Source organism: Duganella fentianensis (assembly GCF_009857835.1).
In the GTDB taxonomy this organism is placed as follows: Bacteria; Pseudomonadota; Gammaproteobacteria; order Burkholderiales; family Burkholderiaceae_D; genus Rugamonas; species Rugamonas fentianensis.
This window is the reverse complement of sequence record NZ_WWCL01000003.1, coordinates 500,899-520,754: the sequence shown is the minus strand read 5'-3', so window position 1 is coordinate 520,754 and position 19,856 is coordinate 500,899. Positions and strand designations below refer to the sequence as shown.

The following is a 19,856-nucleotide window of genomic DNA, read 5'->3' as shown; positions in this document are numbered from 1 at the left end:
TGGTGCTTCAGCGGGCGCCGAAGCTGCTTTCCTGCTGTTCCTGTTCGCTATAGCCTTTGGGTGCGACATTCCCCAGCCGCAGCTTGAGCGACTGTGGCCGGCCCTCGAACAGGGCGGCGTAATAGGCGGTATTCGACATCACGTTTTTCACATATACGCGGGTTTCGAAGAAGGGAATCGATTCGATGAATACGGCGCCCTCCATCGGTTTGCTCAACGTGCTGCGCCAGCTGCGCAGACGGCCTGGCCCTGCATTGTAGGCAGCCGTGGCCAGCACCTGCGAGCCGTCCATATTCCCCAGCACCATATTCATGTAGTTGGCACCGAGCAGAATATTGGTGCGCACATCGCTGAGCATTTCCTGCGCAAAATCGGTCAGGCCGATTTTCTTGGCCACCCAGCGTCCCGTCGAGGGCATCACCTGCATCAGACCGGAAGCGCCCACGTGCGACTGCGCATCCATGATGAAGCGCGATTCCTGCCGGATCAGGCCATACACCCAGGCCTTGTCCAGTCCCAGCGTCTGGGTGGTCGGGTGCATGATGTCGTTATGCGGCGCGGGAAAGCGCTGGGTGTAATCCACCTGCAGACGGGTGCGGTCCGAAGTGTTGACCATGCGGTCGAGGATGTTGTTCTGGCGGGCGAATTCGGCAGCTGCCAGATGTTCGCGTTCGCTCAGGCCGCGCAGGCCCCAGTTCCATTCGCGCGTGCCTTCGAAGCGCAGCCGCATGGAGAAGAATTTGAGCGCACGCTGGAAGTTGGGATTGCTGGCAAACGGCGCCACCTCGGCCTGACTGATGGGCAGGCCCGGCAGCGGAATAGTCACTAGCTTGCCCAGTTCTTCACCGGCCAGCTGGCCATAGAAGCTAGGCAGCTCGGCGATACTGCGCAACAGCTGGGCCGCTTCGCCGCCAGGCTGGCTGCTGCCATTCTCGGCCATCTGGGCGCGTGCCAGCCAGTACACCCATGCCGGCTCGCTGCGCAGCGAGGCCGGCATGGCGCGGATAGTCTGGCGTACGGTTTTCCAGTCGCCGTTACGCAGGGCGATACGGGTTTTCCATTGCAGCTGGTCGATGGACAGGGCCGCGCCCTGCGATTTATGCCAGTAGTCGCCAGTCTCCGGCGCCAGCGTATAGGACGATTGCAGCGCTATGGCGGCCCAGGCTTCCTGCTGTTCCAGCGCGCTCAGTTTGGGCGCTGCACGATGCAGTGCGATGGTCGCCAGTTTGACGCTGGTCTTGGCCATGCGGCCCAGCGCGACGATGAAAATTTCATGTTCGGTACGGCCGCTGCCCACGCCCTTGGTCAGGGCAATGGCTGGCAGATCCACGGCCTGCACGGCGCGCTTCTCGTTGCCGTTCAGGAGAGCCACGATGCGGCGCGCCTGCCCGGTGGCATTGTATTCGCCGGACAGGCGTAACTGTGCGTACAGGTCGTCGGTATTGAACTGGCCTGCCGCATACAGCGTGGCGATCAGGCCCGCGCACGGCTCGCCATAGCCATTCGGCGCCGTCAGCACTTCGCGCGCATCGCTGGCGACTTTGTGACCTTTGAGCGCGCGCGATTGCAGCGCATAGCATTTCACCTGCACGTCGTCGTTGAGCACGAACAGCGGCAGCTGTTCGTCGAAAGTAGCCCACTCGCGTTTGCGCCCCAGTTCCAGCAGCCAGTCGTTACGCAGACGGTCGACGATGGCCTGGCCTTCGTAGCGCTTGAGAAAATCGCGGATTTCCGCATTGCTGGCATCTTTCAGGCGCGGTTTCAGCCGATAATAATCAACGTAGGACGGAATGGAATAACTGGCCAGACGGTTGGCATAAAAATCAGCCTTGGCCGCATCATCCTGCCGCACCGCGTCGCGCAGCAGCAGGAAGGCATCATCGGCGCGACGGCCGTCATCACCGATGTCGTCGGCGTGGGCCGTCAGGGTCAGCGCCAGCAGGGCTGCGCTGGCGATCCATTTCAATGCATAACTCAATGTACAACTCTCTAAAGTCTGAAAAACCACAGCGATGACCAGCGACCCTAGAATACCATGCGCCACGACGGAACTACCAGCCCTGCCGGCGGAGCAGAAGGCGCAATTACGCAAGCAACTACGCCTGCGCCGCCGTGCCATCGATGCGGCCAGCAAGGCGCAGTGGGATCAGGCCATAGGCCAGCGTCTGCTGGCATGGTGGCAGCAGGTGCAGCCAGCCTCGCTGGGGGTGTACTGGCCACTCAAGGATGAGCCTGATCTGCATGCGGCGTATGCGGAACTGGCCGCGCGCGGCGCGCGCCTGCTACTTCCCGTGGTGCTGGAAAAAGATGCGCCGCTGGCCTTTACGGAATGGCGTATCGGCGAAGCGATGGTGCAGGATGCGATGGGCGTGGCGGTGCCGCAGGAGTTGCGCCTGCAGGCCGCCTATCCGGCCGCCTTGCTGCTGCCCTGTCTGGGCTTTAATGAGGGGAGATACCGTATGGGCTACGGTGGCGGCTATTACGACCGCACGCTGGCCGCTACGCCGCGGCCACAGACACTGGGCATAGCCTACCAGTGCCTGCGCGCCGAATTTGCTGCGGACAGCCATGATGTGGCACTCGACCACATCATCACTGAATAGCGGCGCCAGTCGCCGGCCGCTGGCCAGCGGCTAGCTAGCGCAGTTACTTCACCAGACGCTGCCACAGCGCCGTGGTGGCCGCTGCCTGATTCATGCTGTAGAAGTGCAGCCCCGGCGCGCCGCCTGCCAGCAGGCGTTCGCACAGCGCGCTTACCACGTCCAGACCGAAAGCCTTGATGGACGCGCTATCGTCGCCGAAGCTGGCCAGCTTCAGACGTACCCAGCGCGGAATCTCGGCACCGCACATATCCGAGAAGCGCATCAGCTGGGTGTAGTTGGTGATCGGCATGATGCCGGCCACGACAGGTACATCGATCCCCAGCTTCTGGGTCTGCTCGACGAACTGGAAGTAGGCGTCGGCATTATAGAAGTACTGGGTGATGGCGGAATTGGCGCCGGCTTTCACCTTGCGCTCGAAGGCCAGCAGATCATCCTGCGGCGAACGGGCTTGCGGGTGGACTTCCGGATAGGCCGCCACTTCGATGTGGAACCAGTCGCCCGTTTCGGCACGGATGAATTCCACCAGTTCATTGGCGTAACGGAATTCACCGGCCGCACCGTAACCGCTGGGCAGGTCGCCGCGCAGGGCCACCAGACGGCGGATATTGTGCGACTTGTACTCGTTAAGAATCTGACGGATCGATGCACGCGTGCCACCGACGCAGGACAGGTGGGGCGCAGCCTCTTCACCGGCCGCCAGAATCTCCACTACGGTATCGAGCGTACCGCGCTGGGTGGTGCCGCCGGCACCAAACGTCACCGAAAAATACTTGGGATGCAGCTCGGACAGCTTGGCGCGCGTGACGCGCAGCTTTTCCGCACCTTCCGCCGTCTTGGGCGGAAAGAATTCAATACTGAAATTATGATTAGCCATCGGAGTTCTTCAAAATAAGAGTCGTGAGAGCCCAGGAAATCACGCTATACAGCAATGCACCGCCTATGGCCGACAGGAAGCTGTCGACATGGAAGCCGTCCACCCACTGGGCGACCAGCCAGAACATGAAGCCATTGATGATGAAGATGAACAGGCCCAGCGACACCACAGTCACGGGCAAGGTCAGCAGCAGCAATACGGGGCGGATCAGCGTATTCACCAGACCCAGAACCAAAGCCGCGACGAGGGCTGCACCGAGGCTTGTGACCTCGACGGAATGCATCAGGTAGGGAATCGCCAGCAAGGCAATTGCATTGATTAACCAGGTAAGGACCAAACGCATAATAGAGACTCGCTGCAAGTGGGAACGCTGTGGCAGCGCCCGCCATTGCTGGCGGACGGCAGCACAGCGCCGGCCTAAGCCGGATTACGGATTAATAACGGTAGTGCTCAGGCTTGTACGGACCTTCCTGCGACACGCCGATGTAGGCGGCCTGTTCGGCGGTCAGCACGGTCAGCTGGGCATTCAGTTTCTTCAGCTGCAGACGCGCCACTTTTTCGTCCAGATGCTTAGGCAGCACGTACACGCCGACCGGATATTTATCGGTGTTAGCGTACAGCTCGATCTGGGCGATGGTCTGGTTGGCGAACGACGACGACATCACGTACGAAGGGTGGCCCGTACCGCAACCGAGATTCACCAGACGGCCTTCGGCCAGCAGGATGATGCGTTTGCCCGATGGGAAGATCACGTGATCGACTTGCGGCTTGATGTTTTCCCAGGTGTACTTCTTCAGCGCAGCAACGTCGATCTCGTTGTCGAAGTGGCCGATGTTGCAGACGATGGCCTGATCCTTCATCTTCAGCATGTGCTCTTCGGTCAGGATGTGGTAGTTGCCGGTGCAGGTGACGAAGATGTCGCCGTGTTCGGCAGCGTAGTCCATGGTCACAACGCGGTAGCCTTCCATCGCCGCCTGCAGTGCGCAGATCGGATCGATCTCGGTGACCCAGACTTGCGCCGACAGGGCGCGCATGGCCTGGGCCGAACCTTTGCCCACGTCACCGTAACCGGCGATCACGGCGATCTTACCGGCCACCATCACGTCGGTGGCGCGCTTGATGCCGTCGACCAGCGATTCGCGGCAGCCGTACAGGTTGTCGAACTTCGATTTGGTGACGGAGTCGTTGACGTTGATTGCCGGGAAGTGCAGCTTGCCTTCCTTGTGCATCTGGTACAGGCGGTGCACGCCGGTGGTAGTTTCTTCGGTCACGCCCAGAATGTGCGGCAGACGCTTGGAGTACCACTGCGGATCTTGGGCCAGATGGGCCTTGATGGCGTTGAACAGGCAGATTTCTTCTTCCGAACCGGGGTTGGCCAGCACCGAGATATCGGTTTCGGCCCGGGCGCCCAGATGCAGCAGCAGGGTGGCGTCGCCGCCGTCGTCCAGAATCATGTTGGAGTACACAGCATTGCCGGCTGCGTCGGCTGGCCATTCGAAGATGCGGTGGGTGTAGTCCCAGTATTCGTCCAGGGTTTCGCCTTTGATGGCGAACACCGGCGTGCCGTTGGCAGCGATGGCGGCGGCAGCGTGATCCTGGGTCGAATAGATATTGCAGGAAGCCCAGCGCACCTGGGCGCCCAGCGCTTCCAGCGTCTGGATCAGCACGGCGGTCTGGATAGTCATGTGCAGCGAACCGGTGATGCGCGCGCCTTTCAGCGGCTGGCTGGCGGCGTATTCCTCGCGGATCGCCATCAGGCCCGGCATTTCGGTTTCTGCAATCTTGATTTCTTTATTGCCCCAGCCTGCCAGCGAGATGTCGGCAACGAGGTAGTCCTGGGAAGATTTGAGTACGGCGTTCATCACGCCCTCCTTTCATGTTTAGAAAAAAGTAACGTGAGCGCGGTTTGGAACTCCGAGCCTGGCGCATCAAGCGGCTGATTCAGCACTTGTTGACGCGTCGCAACGCTCCTCGGAATGCGGATTTTACCATCAAATGCAGCAAAAATCAGCAATTCCAAGCAATGGAGGCGTGCAAAACCATGGGAAGCGATCCGCGCGACGTCATCTGGACAGAAACCTATCAATTGAAATATCAGGTCAGCTACACGGCTGAAATTGAACAAACTCTGCTAGCGAGATGGATCAGGCTGGACAGCATTACGCGCGTGACACTTGCCGTTACGTCGGCGGGTTCGGCACTGGCCGGTCTCATCTTCTGGGACGCCAACGCTTTCGCCTTCCTTTGGCCATTACTCACTTCCTCCAGCGCCCTGCTGGCCATCATTTCAAAGCAACTAAATGTCGTCGAACGGGTCAAATTACATACAGCTTCCGTATCCACGCTGACGGCATTAACTGTCGATACGGCGACGTTAATGGTGCGTATGCGTATCAACGCACGCTTCCCCGTCGCCCTGTTTGAACGACGCTTGCTGGCACTTCGAGAGAGATATCGCACCGAATTGCAGAATGCGGATTCCGATCTATTGCTGACTAGGGGCGTCAGGCGCCGAGCTCAGGACAAAGTTGATCGGGAATTTAATAGTGCCTCAAAGTTAGGTGGATCCAATGACCAGAGATGAAATCCTCAGACGCTATCTGCCCCTCAAACCACCTCCGCCCGCGCCGCCACGCCCCAAATGAAACGCCCCGCTGGCACAGGGCGAGCGGGGCGTTTTAAAACAGGCGGCGGGGGCCGCGCTGGGCAGGATTATTTCAGGCCGGCGGCATCGCGCAGGATGGCAGCCTTGTCGGTGCGCTCCCAGGTGAACTCTGGCTCTTCGCGGCCGAAGTGGCCGTATGCAGCCGTCTTGCCGTAGATAGGACGCAGCAGGTCCAGCATCTGCACGATGCCTTTCGGACGCAGGTCGAAGTGGGCCATCACCAGTTCGGCGATTTTCTCGTCCGGAATCACGCCCGTACCTTCGGTGTAGACGGTGATGTTGATCGGGCGGGCCACGCCGATCGCGTAGCTGACCTGCACCTGGCACTGGCGTGCCAGACCGGCAGCCACCACGTTTTTGGCCACGTAACGGGCTGCGTAGGCAGCCGAACGGTCGACTTTCGACGGGTCTTTACCGGAGAACGCACCGCCACCGTGCGGGCTGGCGCCGCCGTAGGTATCGACGATGATCTTGCGGCCGGTCAGACCGCAGTCGCCCTGTGGGCCACCGATGACGAAACGGCCGGTCGGGTTGACCAGGAAGCGGGTGTTGGTCAGCCATTCGCGTGGCAGCACCGGCTTGATGATCTCTTCGATCACGGCTTCTTCGATCTGCTTGTGTTCCATTTCCGGCGCGTGCTGGGTCGACAGCACCACGGTATCCACTGCTACCGGACGGCCATCGACGTAGCGCAGCGTGACCTGCGATTTGGCATCGGGACGCAGCCATGGCAGACGGCCATCTTTACGCAGCTGCGACTGGCGTTCGACCAGACGGTGCGAGTAGTGGATGGCGGCGGGCATCAGCTCGGCCGTTTCATCGCAGGCGTAGCCGAACATCAGGCCCTGGTCGCCAGCGCCTTGATCGAGATCAATGCCCGCGCCTTCATCCACGCCTTGCGCGATGTCGGGCGACTGCTTGTCGTAGGCCACCAGCACGGCGCAGCCTTTGTAGTCGATACCGTATTCGGTGTTGTCGTAACCGATACGTTTGATGGTTTCGCGCGCAACTTGAATATAATCAACATTGGCGTGGGTGGTGATTTCACCGGCCAGTACCACCAGACCGGTATTGCACAGAGTTTCTGCGGCAACACGGGCTTTCGGGTCCTGGGTCAGAATCGCGTCCAGAATCGCATCGGAAATCTGGTCGGCAACTTTGTCGGGGTGGCCTTCCGAAACGGATTCGGAAGTGAAAAGATAATCATTAGACATCGCAAGCTCCTGAAGATTGGTGAAGAATAACGGTCGCTTACCAATACGGCTTGCGACGCTTTAGCGACATTTATATTCCGCTTCGCAAGTTGTCTGTTAACTCAGCGGTTACTGCTAACGTGGTATTTTACGCTTCTTTGAAAATTTTGGCACAGCAACACCGGCCCGCAGCACCGTAACCTAGATGAATTTCTCATGTTAGTTCCCATATTTCGCGCTCTTTCCATCTTACCTTTGCCAATTTTGCATGCTCTGGGCAGCGTGCTCGGCTGGCTGGTGTACCTGAGCTCGGCCTCGTACCGGCGCCGCATGCGCGACAATCTGCGTCAGGCCGGCTATGGCCAGCACCTGTCCGCCGCCATCGCCGAAGCGGGCAAATCCATCGTCGAACTGCCCTTCATCTGGTGTGCCCGGCCCGAACGGGTTTCACGCCATGCCAGCGATGAAGGCTGGTCGCTGGTGCAGACCGAACTTGATGCAGGTCGCGGTATTGTGTTTTTAACACCCCATCTGGGCTGCTTCGAAATCGTCGCCCAGGAAATCGCCCTGCGCACGGAACTGATGGTGATGTACCGCCCGCCCAAAAAAGCCGCGCTCAAGCCGCTGATCGAGGGCGCCCGTGCGCGCGACAACCTGCTGCTGGCCCCCGCCAATATGTCGGGCGTGCGCATGCTGGCCAAGACCCTGAAGAAAGGCAAACCTATCGGCCTGCTGCCCGATCAGGTACCGCAGGAAGGCGAAGGCGTGTGGGCCACCTTCTTCGGCCGTCAGGCTTACACCATGACGCTCCCGGCCAAGCTGGCCCAGCTGGGCGATGCCACCATCATCGTCACCTATGCGGAGCGCCTGCCGGGCGGACGCGGTTATGTGATCCGCTTCGTACCGTTCGAAGGGTCGCTGGAAGGCAGTGCGGCCGAACAGGCCCAGACCATCAATCACGCAATGGAACGCCTGATCGCGCGCTGCCCGGCGCAATACTTCTGGAGCTACAACCGCTACAAGGTGCCTGCCGGTATCAGCGCTCCGGCAGAAGGAGCACAGGCATGAAGCTGCTCCTCGGTTTTATGTGGCTGCTGCACTGGCTGCCCCTGCCGGTACTGGGCCGCTTCGGTAATCTGATCGGCAGCCTGCTGTTCATCCTGCTGCCGTCGCGCCGTCACATCACCCTGACCAATCTGCGCCTGTGCATGCCGGAACTGACGGAAGCCGAACGCGTGGTGCTGGCACGCCAGCATTTTCAGGCCTACTCGCGCAGCGTGTGGGAGCGCGGCATCCTGTGGTGGGCTTCGGAAGCCCGTCTGCGCCGTCTGATCCAGCTCGATCCGGGCAGCGTGCCGGTGGAACAGATGACGGCCCAGCCGACCATCCTGCTTTGCCCGCACTTCGTCTGCCTCGACGTGGCCGGTGCCGCCGTCGCGATGGAGACCAGTGCCTCCTCGATGTATGTGCAGCAGAAGAATCTGGCCTTCGACCGCGTGCTGCGCGCGGGCCGCTCGCGCTTCAAACCCGTCAAACTGTTCACCCGTCAGGATGGCATCAAGCCCATCATGCGCGCGCTGCGCGACAAGCTGCCCTACTTCATGCTGCCCGATATGGACTTTGGCGAAAAAGATGCCGAGTTCGTGCCCTTCTTCGGCGTCGATGCCGCTACCCTGACGGCTACGGCACGGATTGCCGCCACCACCGGTGCGCAGGTGCTGCCCGTGATCGCCACCTTCCTGCCGGATTTCCAGGGCTGGCGTGTGAAATTCTATCCGGTGTGGGACAATTACCCTGGCACCGACATGGTGGCCGCCACCCGCCGCATGAATGCCTTTATCGAGGACCGCGTGCGCGAAGCGCCGGCAGAATATTTCTGGACCCATAAGCGCTTCAAAACCCGTCCGAATGGTGAACCGTCGCTGTATCAGCGCGCACCGAAACCGTAAGCACAGACTATTGCGATGAAACTCAAATTCACCAAAATGCATGGCGCCGGCAATGACTTCGTCGTCATCGATGGCATTAATCAGGATATCCGCTTCACGCCGGAACAGTGGAAGCTGCTGGGCGACCGCCGCTTCGGCGTCGGCGCCGACCAGATACTGCTGGTGGAAAAGCCGACCGAAGCGGGCTGCGATTTCCGCTACCGGATTTTCAATGCCGACGGTGGCGAAGTGGAACAGTGCGGCAATGGTTCGCGTGCCTTCGTGAAATTCGTCGCGGAAAAAGGCCTGACCAGCCAGCGCAGCATCACGGTGCAGACCAAGGCCGGCATCATCGCGCCGCGTCTGGAAGACGATGGCAGCATCACTGTGGACATGGGTGCCCCTGTGCTGGAACCGGCCCGCGTACCGTTCGATGCAGAAAATCTGCAGGGCCAGCCGCAAGGCAACGACCTGCTGTGGCCGCTGATGCTGGAGCTGGGTGGTGCGCGCGAAGACGTGCTGATCTCGGTGGTATCGATGGGCAACCCGCACGCCGTACAGGTGGTCGACGATGTGGATACCGCCCCCGTCGAACTGAGCGGCCCGCTGATCGAGCGCCATGCGCGCTTCCCTAACCGCGTCAACGCCGGCTTCATGCAGATCGTCGACCGCCAGCATATCCGTTTGCGCGTATTCGAACGGGGCGTGGGCGAAACGCTGGCCTGCGGTACGGGCGCTTGCGCTGCGGCCGTGGCCGGTATCCGCCGTGGCCTGCTCGATAGTCCTGTGCGGGTCGATGCGCGCGGCGGCCAGCTGTCGATCAGCTGGGCCGGTCCGGGCCAGCCCGTGTTCCTCACCGGCCCCGCCGTGACGGTGTTCGAAGGCGAGATCGAGATTTAAACGCCAAATTCAAGCGGCCAGCAGGTCATCCACATGGGCCGCCACCGGCGCCCAGGTTTTCAGACGGTACAGACGCTGGCGGTAATTGCCTTCGACGCCGTCAGCACTGTTATCGAAAGGCTCGAACAGGCGCACCAGCCGGTCCAGCGCCTGCCGCTCGCGCGCCGTGCGCAGCAGCACCAGCCGGCGCTTGCTGCGGCCATAGCTGGCACGGATATCGATCACCAGACAGTGGCCCTGATCTGCCGCCGGGATATCGAGCAGCAGCGCTTCCGGCCGGCTCAGACCGAACAGACAGGCCAGTTCCAGCCGTGCCGTCAGCAAAGGCTGGCATTCCAGCGATTCGCGGCTCAGGCTGTTGAGTATGGCTTCTGCCCACAGGGCCGGCTTGGGCGCTGCCGCCACCCGCGCCAGCGCAGCTTCGGCCGCACGGCAGCCTTGCGCTACCGCCTTCTGCAGCCAGTAGGCCGCGCGCACATCGCTCTGCTCGTCGGTGCGGCGGTTACGCCAGGCATACATGCCGCACTCGAGCTGGGCGCCGCTATGGCCCATGTCCGCCGCCCGTTCCAGATAGCGCTGGGCTTCGGCCACGCAGCGCTGGGAAAATTCCGGCTTCAGATAGATGCGCGACAGGGCAAACCACGCTTCGGCCAGGCCCTGCTCGCCTGCCAGCGTGAGCCAGCGGATGGCGCGTTTGAAATTGGCGGCGGCGATGCCGTGGGTCTGGCGCCGCCCTTCGCCATCCATGCGGGCAAACCACAGCCCCAGCGCCAGCTGGGCCTGACGGTCGCCACCATAGGCCGCCAGTTCGCGGTATTGCAGCAATTCGGCCTGTACTTCGTCGCGCCCATCGGCGCGCGCTTCCAGCAGCTCGGCGCAGCGCGACAGCATGGTCAGTTGCACGGGCAGCACAGCCCAGTCCACATTGCGCGCCGCTTCCGCATCGATGGGCGCGCCGGCCAGCAGCTGGCGCGATAAGGGCAGCGCCCGCTCCAGATAAGCCTCCGGATCACTATTCCAGGCCTGTTCCAGCACGGCATACTGGGCTGCTGCCAGGCCGCTATCCGCCGCCCGCGCCAGCCACTGCTGACCGCTTGCCGCAGTCTGCGTCACGGCCTCCGCTCCACTGCCCTCGCTGTCGCGATCCGCTGTATCCGCCACGGCCTGCGCGACCGGCTGCTGGGCCAGCAGCCACTGGGCTTCGGCGCAGCCGCTACGGGCCGACACTTCGAGTAATTGCAGCGCTTTGCCCTGCAAAGCCTGCACGGCCGGCGCCGCGCCGCCATTCAGTACCAGCTGGGCCAGCACCAATCCGGCCTGCTCGATACCGGCTTCATAGGCGCGCTCGTACCAGACCAGCACTTCCGGCATTTTGTGCTGCGCCTGATCATAGGGAATGTAACTGCCTATCAACATCCAGGCTTCGTCCTGCTGCTGGGCGGCTGCACGATCTAGCCAGTGCAGTGCCGTGGGCAGGCTGCGCGGCAGGCTGGCCCCGCCAAACAGATAAAGCTTGCCAAGTGCCAACTGGCACGCTGCGTCCCCTGCGCGCGCGCCACGTATGATCCCCAGTTCTTCTCGATTCGCCATCGTCTCTCTATTACTCCGATTCATAGAAGCGGGTGGTGCTCCCTACCTGTCTACTCAGGTTTATGGCAACCATTGGTAACGGAGAGTGTAGCGTGCCATTGGCGCCACACAGCAAACAATATGCTGAACATTTTGATATCACTCAAGGCCGCAACGCGACGGAACGGGGTACGCTAGAGGCAAATAGATGCCTGTGTGAAAGGAATCGATACCTTAAACAGGGCAAGGCGGTAGGCTGGGACGCGTTTCATTAATACAACAGGAACTCCGTTTAGACGGGCTTTCGACCAAAATTAAGCGTCCTAATCGACCATTTCGACGATTTTAAGGCGGCAGCAGATTAAGGTTTCAGCATCCGCGGGGCTCAAACCACGCCCTTCAGCTTCAGATGTATTGATGTTCACTCTTAAAGGAATAGCTAAAATGAAAAAATCTTTAGTGGCTCTGGCGCTCATGGGCGCATTTACGGGCGCAGCGTATGCCCAATCGTCCGTGACCGTCTACGGCACTGTGGATGCAGGTATTTCCAAACTGACTGGCGGCCCTACCTCCGTCGGCAAGCGCGATAACAACAAACTGGGCTTCAAAGGCGTAGAAGATCTGGGCAGCGGCCTGAGCGCTCTGTTCCAGCTGGAAATCCGCTACGAGCCAGACACCGGCACCATCGAAAACACCTCGGGCGCCAACAGCCGTCCGCTGTTCCAGGGCCAGAGCCGCGTTGGTCTGCAAGGCGACTTCGGTACCGTACGTCTGGGCCGCGGTCTGACCGCCTTCCAGGAAACCAGCACCCTGTTCGAACCATGGAGCGGCATGCCAGCCGTGGCCGGTTACCAGACCGACCTGCAAGTAGCCGGCTACACCAGCGATCCTATGAGCGCGACCGGTAACTCGAAAAACCGTTTCTCCAACTCGGTGTTCTATAACAGCCCGGTGATCGGCGGCATCTTCCAGCTTAACGTGACGGTGCAGGCGAAAGAAGCCAACCAGAACCCTGTGATCATCGGCAAAGGTACGGCGGCCAACCCGCAATTCCCGGCCAACTCGGCACCAACCACCACCCCTTACTCGCTGAGCGCAACGGCCATCAATGGTCCAGTTGGCGTGTACGGTGCGTACGAAAAGAATGCCATCGAGACCAAGATCTGGTCGCTGGGTGCCTTCTACAAACCTATGCCTGAGCTGAAACTGATGGGTTCCTACCAGTCGCAAGACCAGTCCGGAAACGTCACCATCAATCCTAAGACCAAAGCCTGGCTGGTCGGTGCTAACTACACCGTGGGCGCCGGTCTGGTACGTCTGGGCTACGGTCAGAAAGACCCGGACAATGCCCTGAACAGCCCAGCCATCGCCAAAACCAAACAGGTTTCGATCGGCTACGACTACAACCTGTCGCCACGTACCTATCTGTACGTCGATGCCTCGAACAAGAAGGCAACTACCACGGCTAACTTCTACAGCCTGGGTATCCACCACAACTTCTAAGCAACTTTACCGGCCCGCCAGGGCCGGTATCGGGCGGAAGGAAGCACGGACATGGGTGACCATGTCCGTTTTTTTCGTTTAGAATGAAGCTCGATCTTTCACCTAGTAAATAAAGCACCACCATGACTGTCCCACTGGATTCCACCCTCGTCGCCCAGTACCTGAGCGACAATCCGAAGTTTTTTGAAGAACACGCTGACCTGCTGGCGGAAATCAAGCTGTCCAGCCCGGTAACTGGCCGCGCAGTCTCGCTGCAGGAGCGCCAGATGGAAGTCATGCGCGACAAATACAAGACGCTGGAATTGCGCATGGGCAATCTCATGCGCCTGGCCTCGGAAAACGAAGCCATCGCCAACAAATTCCACCGCTGGACTAAAACCCTGCTGGAATCGGAAGATGTGGGTTCCATACCACACGCTGTCACCAGCGGTCTGAAGAGCGCTTTTGATGTGCCGCAAGTGACTTTGCGTATCTGGGGTGCCGAAGCAGACTATCAGGATGAATGGTTTGTGCGCGGCGTATCCGACGATGCCCGCATCTTCGCCAACAGCCTGCAGGCACCGTATTGCGGCACCAACAAGGACTTCGAAGCCGTGCGCTGGCTGGACGATCCGGCCGGCATCACCTCGACCGTGATCATTCCCCTGCGCAAGCCCGGCAACAAGGACGCTTTCGGCCTGCTGATCCTCGGCTCGGAAGACCCGGCCCGCTTCACCTCGCTGATGGCGACCGATTTCCTGGTCCACATCGGCGAAACCAGCAGCACGGCACTGGCCTGGCTGCTGGCCTGATCTGACCATCATGAGCGACTATCCAGACCCGCGGCTGGGCTGGATAGACGGCTATCTGGCGCAGCTACGTTCGCAGCGCCAGCTTTCTCCCCACACCGTCAGCGCCTACGGGCGCGACCTGCACGAACTGGCCAGCCTCACCCCGGGGCAGGACTGGCCCGCCATCCAGCACACACAGATCCGCCGCCTCGCTGCCAGCCTGCACGCACGCGGACTCGATCCCCGCTCCATCGCCCGCAAACTGTCGAGCTGGCGCGGCTTTTTCGACTGGCTGGGCGAACAGCAGCAGGTCGCCAGCAATCCGGTGCACAACGTGCGCCCGCCAAAACGGGCCAAAACCCTGCCGCGCGCCCTGTCCGTGGAAGATGCTGTGGCACTGGTCAGCGGCGCCGCAGTGCACGCCGGCACCAGCCCCGAACCGGCCCAGCTCTGCAACCGCGCCATGTTCGAGCTGCTGTATTCGAGCGGCTTGCGGGTATCCGAACTGACGGCGCTCGATCTGCAGGCCAGCCCGGCGGCAAAAGGCTGGCTACTGCCCGACAGCGGCGAAGTCATCGTCACCGGCAAGGGCAACAAGCAGCGCGTGGTGCCCGTCGGGCAGGCCGCGCTGGACGCGCTGCGCGCCTGGCTGGCCGTGCGCCCTGCCCCCAGCGATGGCAGCCATGCCCTGTTCCTCAGCACACGGGGCAGCCGCATCAGCCCGCGCGTGCTGCAGCAGCGCCTGCAGGCACAAGGGCTGGCGCAGGGCCTGCCGGTGCACGTGCACCCGCACATGCTGCGCCACTCGTTCGCCTCCCATGTGCTGCAATCCTCGGGCGATCTGCGTGCCGTGCAGGAAATGCTCGGTCATACCAGCATCAGCTCGACTCAGGTCTACACGGCACTGGATTTCCAGCATCTGGCGGCCGTCTACGATCAGGCCCACCCGCGCGCCAAAGCAAAGTAGCCGCAACTGGCAGCGCCCTGCGCTGGCTCAATCGTGCGGTTTGCTCGCTTCGGCAGAATTCCGGCATAATCAGGCGCTTGCATTTTCGCACTTCACCCCCATCTAGCTTCCCCCTAGACCAGACTGGTACGCACCATGGCACTGATACCCACCACCATCCTCACCGGCTTTCTTGGCGCCGGCAAAACCACCCTGCTCAACCGCATCCTGCAGGAGCAGCATGGCATGCGCATCGCCGTGATCGAAAACGAGTTTGGTCAGGAAAATATCGACAATGAAATTCTGGTGCAGGACAGCAGCGAACAGATCATCGAAATGAATAACGGCTGCATCTGCTGCACCGTGCGCGGCGATCTGATCGTGGCCCTCAGCAAGCTGGCCCAGCAGCGCGAAGCCGGTACCCTGCAGTTCGACCGCGTCGTCATCGAAACCACCGGCCTGGCCAATCCCGGCCCGGTAGCCCAGACCTTCTTCGTCGACGAAGAAGTAGGCACTTACTACATGCTCGATGCCGTGGTCACGGTGGTGGATGCCCGTCATGCCATGGATCAACTCGATCAGCATGAAGAAGCCCAGCGCCAGGTCGGCTTTGCCGACAAGCTGCTGCTGTCCAAGACTGATCTGGTGACGCCCGAGCAACTGGCCGCCCTGACGGAACGCCTGAAACGCATCAATCCCCGTGCCGCCATCAGCACCAGCGACTTCGGCCGCGCTCCGCTGTCGGAAGTGCTGGACCTGAAGGGCTTCATGCTCAACGACAAGCTGGAACTCGATCCGGACTTCCTGCGCACCGAACAGACCCATGAAGAAGGCCATGTGCACGACGAGCACTGCGGCCACCATCACCACGAACACGAACATTGCGATCACCACGAGCACGGGCATAATCACCACCATGCCCACCACAGCGACGATATCGCTGCGTTTGTGTTCAAAAGCAACCGTCCGTTCGATCCTGCCAAGCTCGACGATTTCCTCGGCGGGCTGGTGAACGCCTACGGTCCGCGCATGCTGCGCTACAAAGGCGTACTGTGGATGCGCGAAGCCGACCGCAAGGTGGTATTCCAGGGCGTGCATCAAATCATGGGCAGCGATCTCGGTGCCAAATGGGGAGAAAACGACGTTCGTGGCAGCAAAATGGTATTTATCGGGAAAAATCTGCCGAAAGACATCTTTATTAGCGGTTTAGAACAATGTCTGGTATAAACTATCGGGGTTTTGTGGGGATGGCTAAAAAGCCACAAAATTCGGGCTGATTAAATGTAAACTCTGTCGTATCGAAGGTAAGCGAAGTTATGACCAAAACTAATAAATCGACCCCCGCCGCCGAAGCCGAACGCATCCTGACTGAAGAAGAAATTCTGAAGATGGATGAAAAGGATTATATGAATCCGGCACAAATGGCCTTTTTCAAAGCCAAGCTGCAAGCGCTGGAAAAAGAGCTGCTGAAGAACGCTGGCGAAACCACCGAACACCTGCGCGAAACCGTGCTGGTGCCGGATCCGGCCGACCGCGCAACCATCGAAGAAGAGCATGCGCTGGAATTGCGTACGCGCGACCGCGAACGCAAACTGCTGAAAAAAGTCCAGCAATCCATCGTAGCCATTGATGGCGGCGACTACGGCTGGTGCGAAGAAACCGGCGAACCGATCGGCATTCCACGCCTGATCGCCCGTCCGACGGCCACGCTGTCGCTGGAAGCCCAGCAACGCCGCGAACTGAAACAGAAGCTGTACGGCGATTAAGGCCGCGCTTCCCGAAAAAAGCACGCAGCCGCGTGCTTTTTTTTACTCTGCGTCACGAGGATCACTGTGGGACTGTTTTCCCGTTTCGGCAAGAACCCTAACCCGCCCGCCGCCGGCGAAGGCAGCGCTACGCCCCTGACGGCGGAACAGCAGCAGCAACGCCAGCGCGAACTGGCACGCGAAGCTGCGCGCAAGATCGACGAAATCGAAGCGGCCATGGCAGCCGACATCTTTCCGCCAGCGGCCGCGTCTGCCCCGGTTTCTGCACCGGGTTCTGCACCGGCTCCTGCGCCAGTGACCGCGCCGGCCACAGAGGACGACCTGCCACACGCGGCCGCAGCGCCGGAAACAGCCGCCGTGGTCGACGAGGTCGCCATCCTGTATGCCCAGGGCCAGCTTGAACTGGCCGCCGAACTATTGCGCAACAACCTGCACAGCAGCGCTGAACCTGATCTGTGGTGGCTGCTGTTCGACCTGTATCAGCTGGACGGCCAGCGCGACGCCTTCGACGCTCTCTCGCTCGACTATGCGCGCCGCTACGAAACCTCGCCGCCAGGCTGGACCGGCACAGCGCCGCTGGCCCAGCCCTTGCCGCGCCTGACGCTGGGCAGCCAGCACATCGCCAGCGCCGAAGAACAGGCCAGCCTGCTGGCCACGCTGCGCGCCAGCCCGCCCGAACTGCGCCTGAGCGGCGCCGAAGCACTGCTGGCAGCGCTGCGCAGCAGTCTGGCAGGCGACACGGAAACCCCGTGGCTGCTATTGCTGGAACTGCTGCAAAGGCTGGGACGGGAAGAGGAATTCGACCAGCTCGCGCTCGACTACTGCGTCACTTTCGAAGTTTCACCGCCCGCCTTCCGTCCCCTGCCGGCCAAGCCGGTAGCCAGCGCGGGCACAGCGGTCTCTACGGCAAGCAGCGATAGCTTCGAACTGCCGGCCGCCATGCATGCCCCGCTGGCAGGGTTGCAAAGCCGCATCATTGTCTACGCGGCGCAACACCCGCGCCTGATCTTCGATGCTAGCCGCCTGCAAACGCTGGATTACCTGTGCGCCCAGCAACTGCTAAGCTGTCTGGGCAATCTGTCCTGCACCAGCATCGAGTTCCGCAACGTCAACCATCTGGTGGCGGCCCTGCTGCGCCTGCTGGGCTTTGCCACGCTGGCGCGCATCGTGCCCCGGCAATACTGAAGCTTGCAATCGGCGCTAGCTGCCCCATATTGAACACTACGGCAGTTCGCTTATTCTTAGAGGTCACTATGGAACAATTTCACGGCACCACCATCCTGTGCGTGCGACGCGGCAACGATGTCGCGCTGGGCGGTGATGGTCAGGTAACGCTGGGCAACATCGTCATGAAGGGCACCGCCCGCAAAGTCCGCAAAGTCTATGGCGGCAAGGTGCTGGTCGGCTTCGCTGGCGGCACGGCCGATGCCTTCACCCTGCTGGACCGCTTTGAAGGCAAGCTGGACAAGCATCAGGGCAATCTGCTGCGCGCCTCCGTGGAACTGGCCAAGGACTGGCGTACCGACCGCGTGCTGCGCCGGCTGGAAGCCATGCTGCTGGTAGCCGACGCCAGCTCGACGCTGGTGATCACTGGCAATGGCGACGTGCTGGAGCCGGAAGGCGGCGTGGGCGCCATCGGTTCGGGCGGCACCTATGCCCAGTCGGCCGCCAAGGCGCTGGTGGAAAACACGGAACTGAGTCCCGCCGATATCGTCAAAAAATCGCTGACCATCGCCGGCGAACTATGCATCTACACCAATCTGAACCACATCATCGAAACACTGGATCCAGCATGAACATGACTCCGCAAGAAATCGTCGGCGAACTCGACAAGCATGTGGTCGGTCAGGCCAAGGCCAAGAAGGCAGTCGCCATCGCCCTGCGCAACCGCTGGCGCCGGCAACAGGTGGCCGAACCGCTGCGCCACGAAATCACGCCCAAGAACATCCTCATGATAGGCCCGACCGGCGTGGGTAAAACGGAAATTGCGCGCCGCCTGGCCAAGCTGGCCGACGCGCCCTTCATCAAGATCGAAGCCACCAAGTTCACCGAAGTCGGCTACGTGGGGCGCGATGTGGATACCATCATCCGCGACCTGATCGATATCGGCGTCAAACAGACCCGTTCGGCGGAAATGGCCAAGGTGCGCGCCCGCGCCGAAGATGCAGCGGAAGACCGCATCCTCGACATCCTGCTACCGCCGGCACGCGACTTCGGCTTCAATGCGGCCAGCGAAGCGCCGAAAGAAGGCGACAATACGCGCCAGACCTTCCGCAAGCGCTTGCGTCAGGGCGAGCTCGACGATAAAGAAATCGAAATCGAACTGGCCGAACCGGGCGCGCAGATGGAAATCATGGCGCCACCAGGCATGGAAGAAATGACGGAGCAGATCAAGAGCATGTTCTCCGGCATGGGCAATGCGCGCAAAAAAGCCCGCAAGGTGAAAATCCGCGAAGCCATGAAAGTGCTGGTGGATGAAGAAGCCGCCAAGCTGGTCAACGAAGAGGAAATGAAGCAGAAGGCTATCCAGAACGTCGAGCAGAACGGCATCGTCTTCCTCGACGAGATCGACAAGATCGCTTCGCGTTCGGAAGTGGGCGGCGCCGACGTGTCGCGCGCCGGCGTGCAGCGCGACCTACTGCCGCTGGTGGAAGGCACCACCGTCAACACCAAGTACGGCATGATACGCACCGACCACATCCTGTTCATCGCCTCCGGCGCCTTCCATCTGGCCAAGCCGTCCGACCTGATCCCGGAACTGCAGGGCCGCTTCCCCATCCGGGTGGAACTGGAGTCGCTCTCGATCGCCGATTTCGAACGCATCCTGACCAGCACCGATGCCTGCCTGACGCGCCAGTACGCAGCCCTGCTGGCGACGGAAGAAGTTCAGGTGGAATTCGCGCCCGACGGCATTACCCGTCTGGCCGAAATCGCCCACTCGGTCAACGAGCGCACGGAAAACATCGGCGCGCGCCGGCTCTACACGGTGATGGAAAAACTGCTGGAAGAACTATCCTTCAGCGCCAGCGAAACCAGCGGCAGCACCATCACTATCGACGCGGCGTATGTGAATGCCCGCCTCGATGCGCTGGCCGTCAACGAAGACCTGTCGCGCTACGTGCTGTAAGCAAGGGGGCAG

19 protein-coding genes and 1 riboswitch are annotated in these 19,856 nt (G+C 61.0%); of the genes, 13 read left to right on the top strand and 6 right to left on the bottom strand.

Going from position 1 to position 19,856, the window contains the following annotated elements:
• Positions 1-7: 7 nt before the first annotated feature.
• Positions 8-1,978, bottom strand: coding sequence for a lytic transglycosylase domain-containing protein (locus GTP23_RS15465; RefSeq protein WP_161035972.1), 1,971 nt, complete (start codon positions 1,976-1,978; stop codon positions 8-10).
• A gap of 34 nt (positions 1,979-2,012) precedes the next feature.
• Between GTP23_RS15465 and GTP23_RS15460 the strand changes: the two genes are divergently transcribed.
• Positions 2,013-2,603 carry a 5-formyltetrahydrofolate cyclo-ligase gene (locus tag GTP23_RS15460; protein ID WP_161035971.1) on the top strand — a complete coding sequence of 197 codons (591 nt, stop codon included), beginning with the start codon at positions 2,013-2,015 and terminating at the stop codon, positions 2,601-2,603.
• A 43-nt stretch (positions 2,604-2,646) separates the two neighbouring features.
• Here GTP23_RS15460 and metF read toward each other — a convergent pair whose 3' ends face one another.
• The 3 genes from metF to ahcY form a co-directional block, all read right to left on the bottom strand.
• On the bottom strand, positions 2,647-3,477 hold the full coding sequence (gene metF / locus GTP23_RS15455; protein ID WP_161035970.1) for a methylenetetrahydrofolate reductase [NAD(P)H]: 831 nt from the start codon (positions 3,475-3,477) through the stop codon (positions 2,647-2,649).
• Complete coding sequence (locus tag GTP23_RS15450; RefSeq protein WP_161035969.1) at positions 3,470-3,820, bottom strand: phage holin family protein; 351 nt, start codon at positions 3,818-3,820, stop codon at positions 3,470-3,472. Before GTP23_RS15450 ends, metF begins: the two co-directional genes overlap by 8 nt.
• A 91-nt stretch (positions 3,821-3,911) precedes the next feature.
• The gene (ahcY, locus tag GTP23_RS15445; protein ID WP_155435410.1) at positions 3,912-5,339 is read right to left on the bottom strand and encodes an adenosylhomocysteinase; all 1,428 of its coding nucleotides are present in this window, start codon (positions 5,337-5,339) and stop codon (positions 3,912-3,914) included.
• A 28-nt stretch (positions 5,340-5,367) separates the two neighbouring features.
• Positions 5,368-5,456: riboswitch (S-adenosyl-L-homocysteine riboswitch) on the bottom strand.
• Between ahcY and GTP23_RS15440 the strand changes: the two genes are divergently transcribed.
• The gene (locus GTP23_RS15440) at positions 5,429-6,061 is read left to right on the top strand and encodes a hypothetical protein (RefSeq protein WP_161035968.1); all 633 of its coding nucleotides are present in this window, start codon (positions 5,429-5,431) and stop codon (positions 6,059-6,061) included. It overlaps the preceding riboswitch by 28 nt.
• A gap of 128 nt (positions 6,062-6,189) precedes the next feature.
• Here the strand turns inward: GTP23_RS15440 and metK are convergent, their stop codons facing one another.
• Complete coding sequence (metK, locus tag GTP23_RS15435) at positions 6,190-7,356, bottom strand: methionine adenosyltransferase (RefSeq protein ID WP_161035967.1); 1,167 nt, start codon at positions 7,354-7,356, stop codon at positions 6,190-6,192.
• Positions 7,357-7,551: 195 nt separating this feature from the next.
• On the opposite strand from metK, the gene GTP23_RS15430 reads away from it, so the two are divergent.
• Genes GTP23_RS15430 through dapF form a run of 3 tightly spaced genes read left to right on the top strand, consistent with a single transcriptional unit; the run spans position 7,552 to position 10,163 of the window.
• Positions 7,552-8,403, top strand: a complete 852-nt coding sequence (locus GTP23_RS15430) for a lysophospholipid acyltransferase family protein (RefSeq protein WP_161035966.1) — start codon at positions 7,552-7,554, stop codon at positions 8,401-8,403.
• A complete protein-coding gene (locus GTP23_RS15425) occupies positions 8,400-9,284 on the top strand; it encodes an LpxL/LpxP family acyltransferase (RefSeq protein WP_161035965.1) in 885 nt (294 codons plus the stop codon). The genes GTP23_RS15430 and GTP23_RS15425 overlap by 4 nt, the downstream gene beginning before the upstream one ends.
• 15 nt (positions 9,285-9,299) lie before the next feature.
• Positions 9,300-10,163: a diaminopimelate epimerase gene (gene dapF, locus GTP23_RS15420; protein WP_161035964.1), complete on the top strand. Its 864-nt coding sequence runs from the start codon at positions 9,300-9,302 to the stop codon at positions 10,161-10,163.
• Positions 10,164-10,172: 9 nt separating this feature from the next.
• On the opposite strand, the gene GTP23_RS15415 is transcribed toward dapF, so the two are convergent.
• Positions 10,173-11,753: a tetratricopeptide repeat protein gene (locus tag GTP23_RS15415; RefSeq protein ID WP_202412215.1), complete on the bottom strand. Its 1,581-nt coding sequence runs from the start codon at positions 11,751-11,753 to the stop codon at positions 10,173-10,175.
• Between the two features lie 423 nt (positions 11,754-12,176).
• Here GTP23_RS15415 and GTP23_RS15410 point away from each other — a divergent pair, with 423 nt between their 5' ends.
• From GTP23_RS15410 to hslU, 8 genes are all read left to right on the top strand, one after another.
• Positions 12,177-13,235 carry a porin gene (locus tag GTP23_RS15410; RefSeq protein WP_161035962.1) on the top strand — a complete coding sequence of 353 codons (1,059 nt, stop codon included), beginning with the start codon at positions 12,177-12,179 and terminating at the stop codon, positions 13,233-13,235.
• 122 nt (positions 13,236-13,357) lie between these two features.
• Positions 13,358-14,026 (top strand): DUF484 family protein, encoded by a 669-nt coding sequence (locus GTP23_RS15405; protein WP_161035961.1) that lies wholly within the window; start codon positions 13,358-13,360, stop codon positions 14,024-14,026.
• 10 nt (positions 14,027-14,036) lie between these two features.
• Positions 14,037-14,972: a tyrosine recombinase XerC gene (locus GTP23_RS15400; RefSeq protein WP_161035960.1), complete on the top strand. Its 936-nt coding sequence runs from the start codon at positions 14,037-14,039 to the stop codon at positions 14,970-14,972.
• A gap of 135 nt (positions 14,973-15,107) precedes the next feature.
• A complete protein-coding gene (locus tag GTP23_RS15395) occupies positions 15,108-16,178 on the top strand; it encodes a CobW family GTP-binding protein (protein WP_161035959.1) in 1,071 nt (356 codons plus the stop codon).
• An 89-nt stretch (positions 16,179-16,267) separates the two neighbouring features.
• Complete coding sequence (dksA, locus tag GTP23_RS15390; RefSeq protein ID WP_155435421.1) at positions 16,268-16,717, top strand: RNA polymerase-binding protein DksA; 450 nt, start codon at positions 16,268-16,270, stop codon at positions 16,715-16,717.
• Between the two features lie 66 nt (positions 16,718-16,783).
• Positions 16,784-17,902 carry a hypothetical protein gene (locus GTP23_RS15385; protein WP_161035958.1) on the top strand — a complete coding sequence of 373 codons (1,119 nt, stop codon included), beginning with the start codon at positions 16,784-16,786 and terminating at the stop codon, positions 17,900-17,902.
• 68 nt (positions 17,903-17,970) lie between these two features.
• On the top strand, positions 17,971-18,513 hold the full coding sequence (gene hslV, locus GTP23_RS15380; protein WP_161035957.1) for an ATP-dependent protease subunit HslV: 543 nt from the start codon (positions 17,971-17,973) through the stop codon (positions 18,511-18,513).
• A complete protein-coding gene (gene hslU / locus GTP23_RS15375) occupies positions 18,510-19,844 on the top strand; it encodes an ATP-dependent protease ATPase subunit HslU (protein WP_202412214.1) in 1,335 nt (444 codons plus the stop codon). Before hslV ends, hslU begins: the two co-directional genes overlap by 4 nt.
• Positions 19,845-19,856: the final 12 nt, after the last annotated feature.

Bases quoted from the DNA above. Each gene is read 5' to 3' on its own strand.
- GTP23_RS15460 (WP_161035971.1), top strand. From the start codon at position 2,013: ATGACCAGCGACCCTAGAATACCATGCGCCACGACGGAACTACCAGCC.
- metF (WP_161035970.1), bottom strand. From the start codon at position 3,477: ATGGCTAATCATAATTTCAGTATTGAATTCTTTCCGCCCAAGACGGCG.
- GTP23_RS15450 (WP_161035969.1), bottom strand. From the start codon at position 3,820: ATGCGTTTGGTCCTTACCTGGTTAATCAATGCAATTGCCTTGCTGGCG.
- ahcY (WP_155435410.1), bottom strand. From the start codon at position 5,339: ATGAACGCCGTACTCAAATCTTCCCAGGACTACCTCGTTGCCGACATC.
- metK (WP_161035967.1), bottom strand. From the start codon at position 7,356: ATGTCTAATGATTATCTTTTCACTTCCGAATCCGTTTCGGAAGGCCAC.
- GTP23_RS15430 (WP_161035966.1), top strand. From the start codon at position 7,552: ATGTTAGTTCCCATATTTCGCGCTCTTTCCATCTTACCTTTGCCAATT.
- GTP23_RS15425 (WP_161035965.1), top strand. From the start codon at position 8,400: ATGAAGCTGCTCCTCGGTTTTATGTGGCTGCTGCACTGGCTGCCCCTG.
- dapF (WP_161035964.1), top strand. From the start codon at position 9,300: ATGAAACTCAAATTCACCAAAATGCATGGCGCCGGCAATGACTTCGTC.
- GTP23_RS15415 (WP_202412215.1), bottom strand. From the start codon at position 11,753: ATGGCGAATCGAGAAGAACTGGGGATCATACGTGGCGCGCGCGCAGGG.
- GTP23_RS15410 (WP_161035962.1), top strand. From the start codon at position 12,177: ATGAAAAAATCTTTAGTGGCTCTGGCGCTCATGGGCGCATTTACGGGC.
- GTP23_RS15405 (WP_161035961.1), top strand. From the start codon at position 13,358: ATGACTGTCCCACTGGATTCCACCCTCGTCGCCCAGTACCTGAGCGAC.
- GTP23_RS15400 (WP_161035960.1), top strand. From the start codon at position 14,037: ATGAGCGACTATCCAGACCCGCGGCTGGGCTGGATAGACGGCTATCTG.
- GTP23_RS15395 (WP_161035959.1), top strand. From the start codon at position 15,108: ATGGCACTGATACCCACCACCATCCTCACCGGCTTTCTTGGCGCCGGC.
- dksA (WP_155435421.1), top strand. From the start codon at position 16,268: ATGACCAAAACTAATAAATCGACCCCCGCCGCCGAAGCCGAACGCATC.
- hslV (WP_161035957.1), top strand. From the start codon at position 17,971: ATGGAACAATTTCACGGCACCACCATCCTGTGCGTGCGACGCGGCAAC.
- hslU (WP_202412214.1), top strand. From the start codon at position 18,510: ATGAACATGACTCCGCAAGAAATCGTCGGCGAACTCGACAAGCATGTG.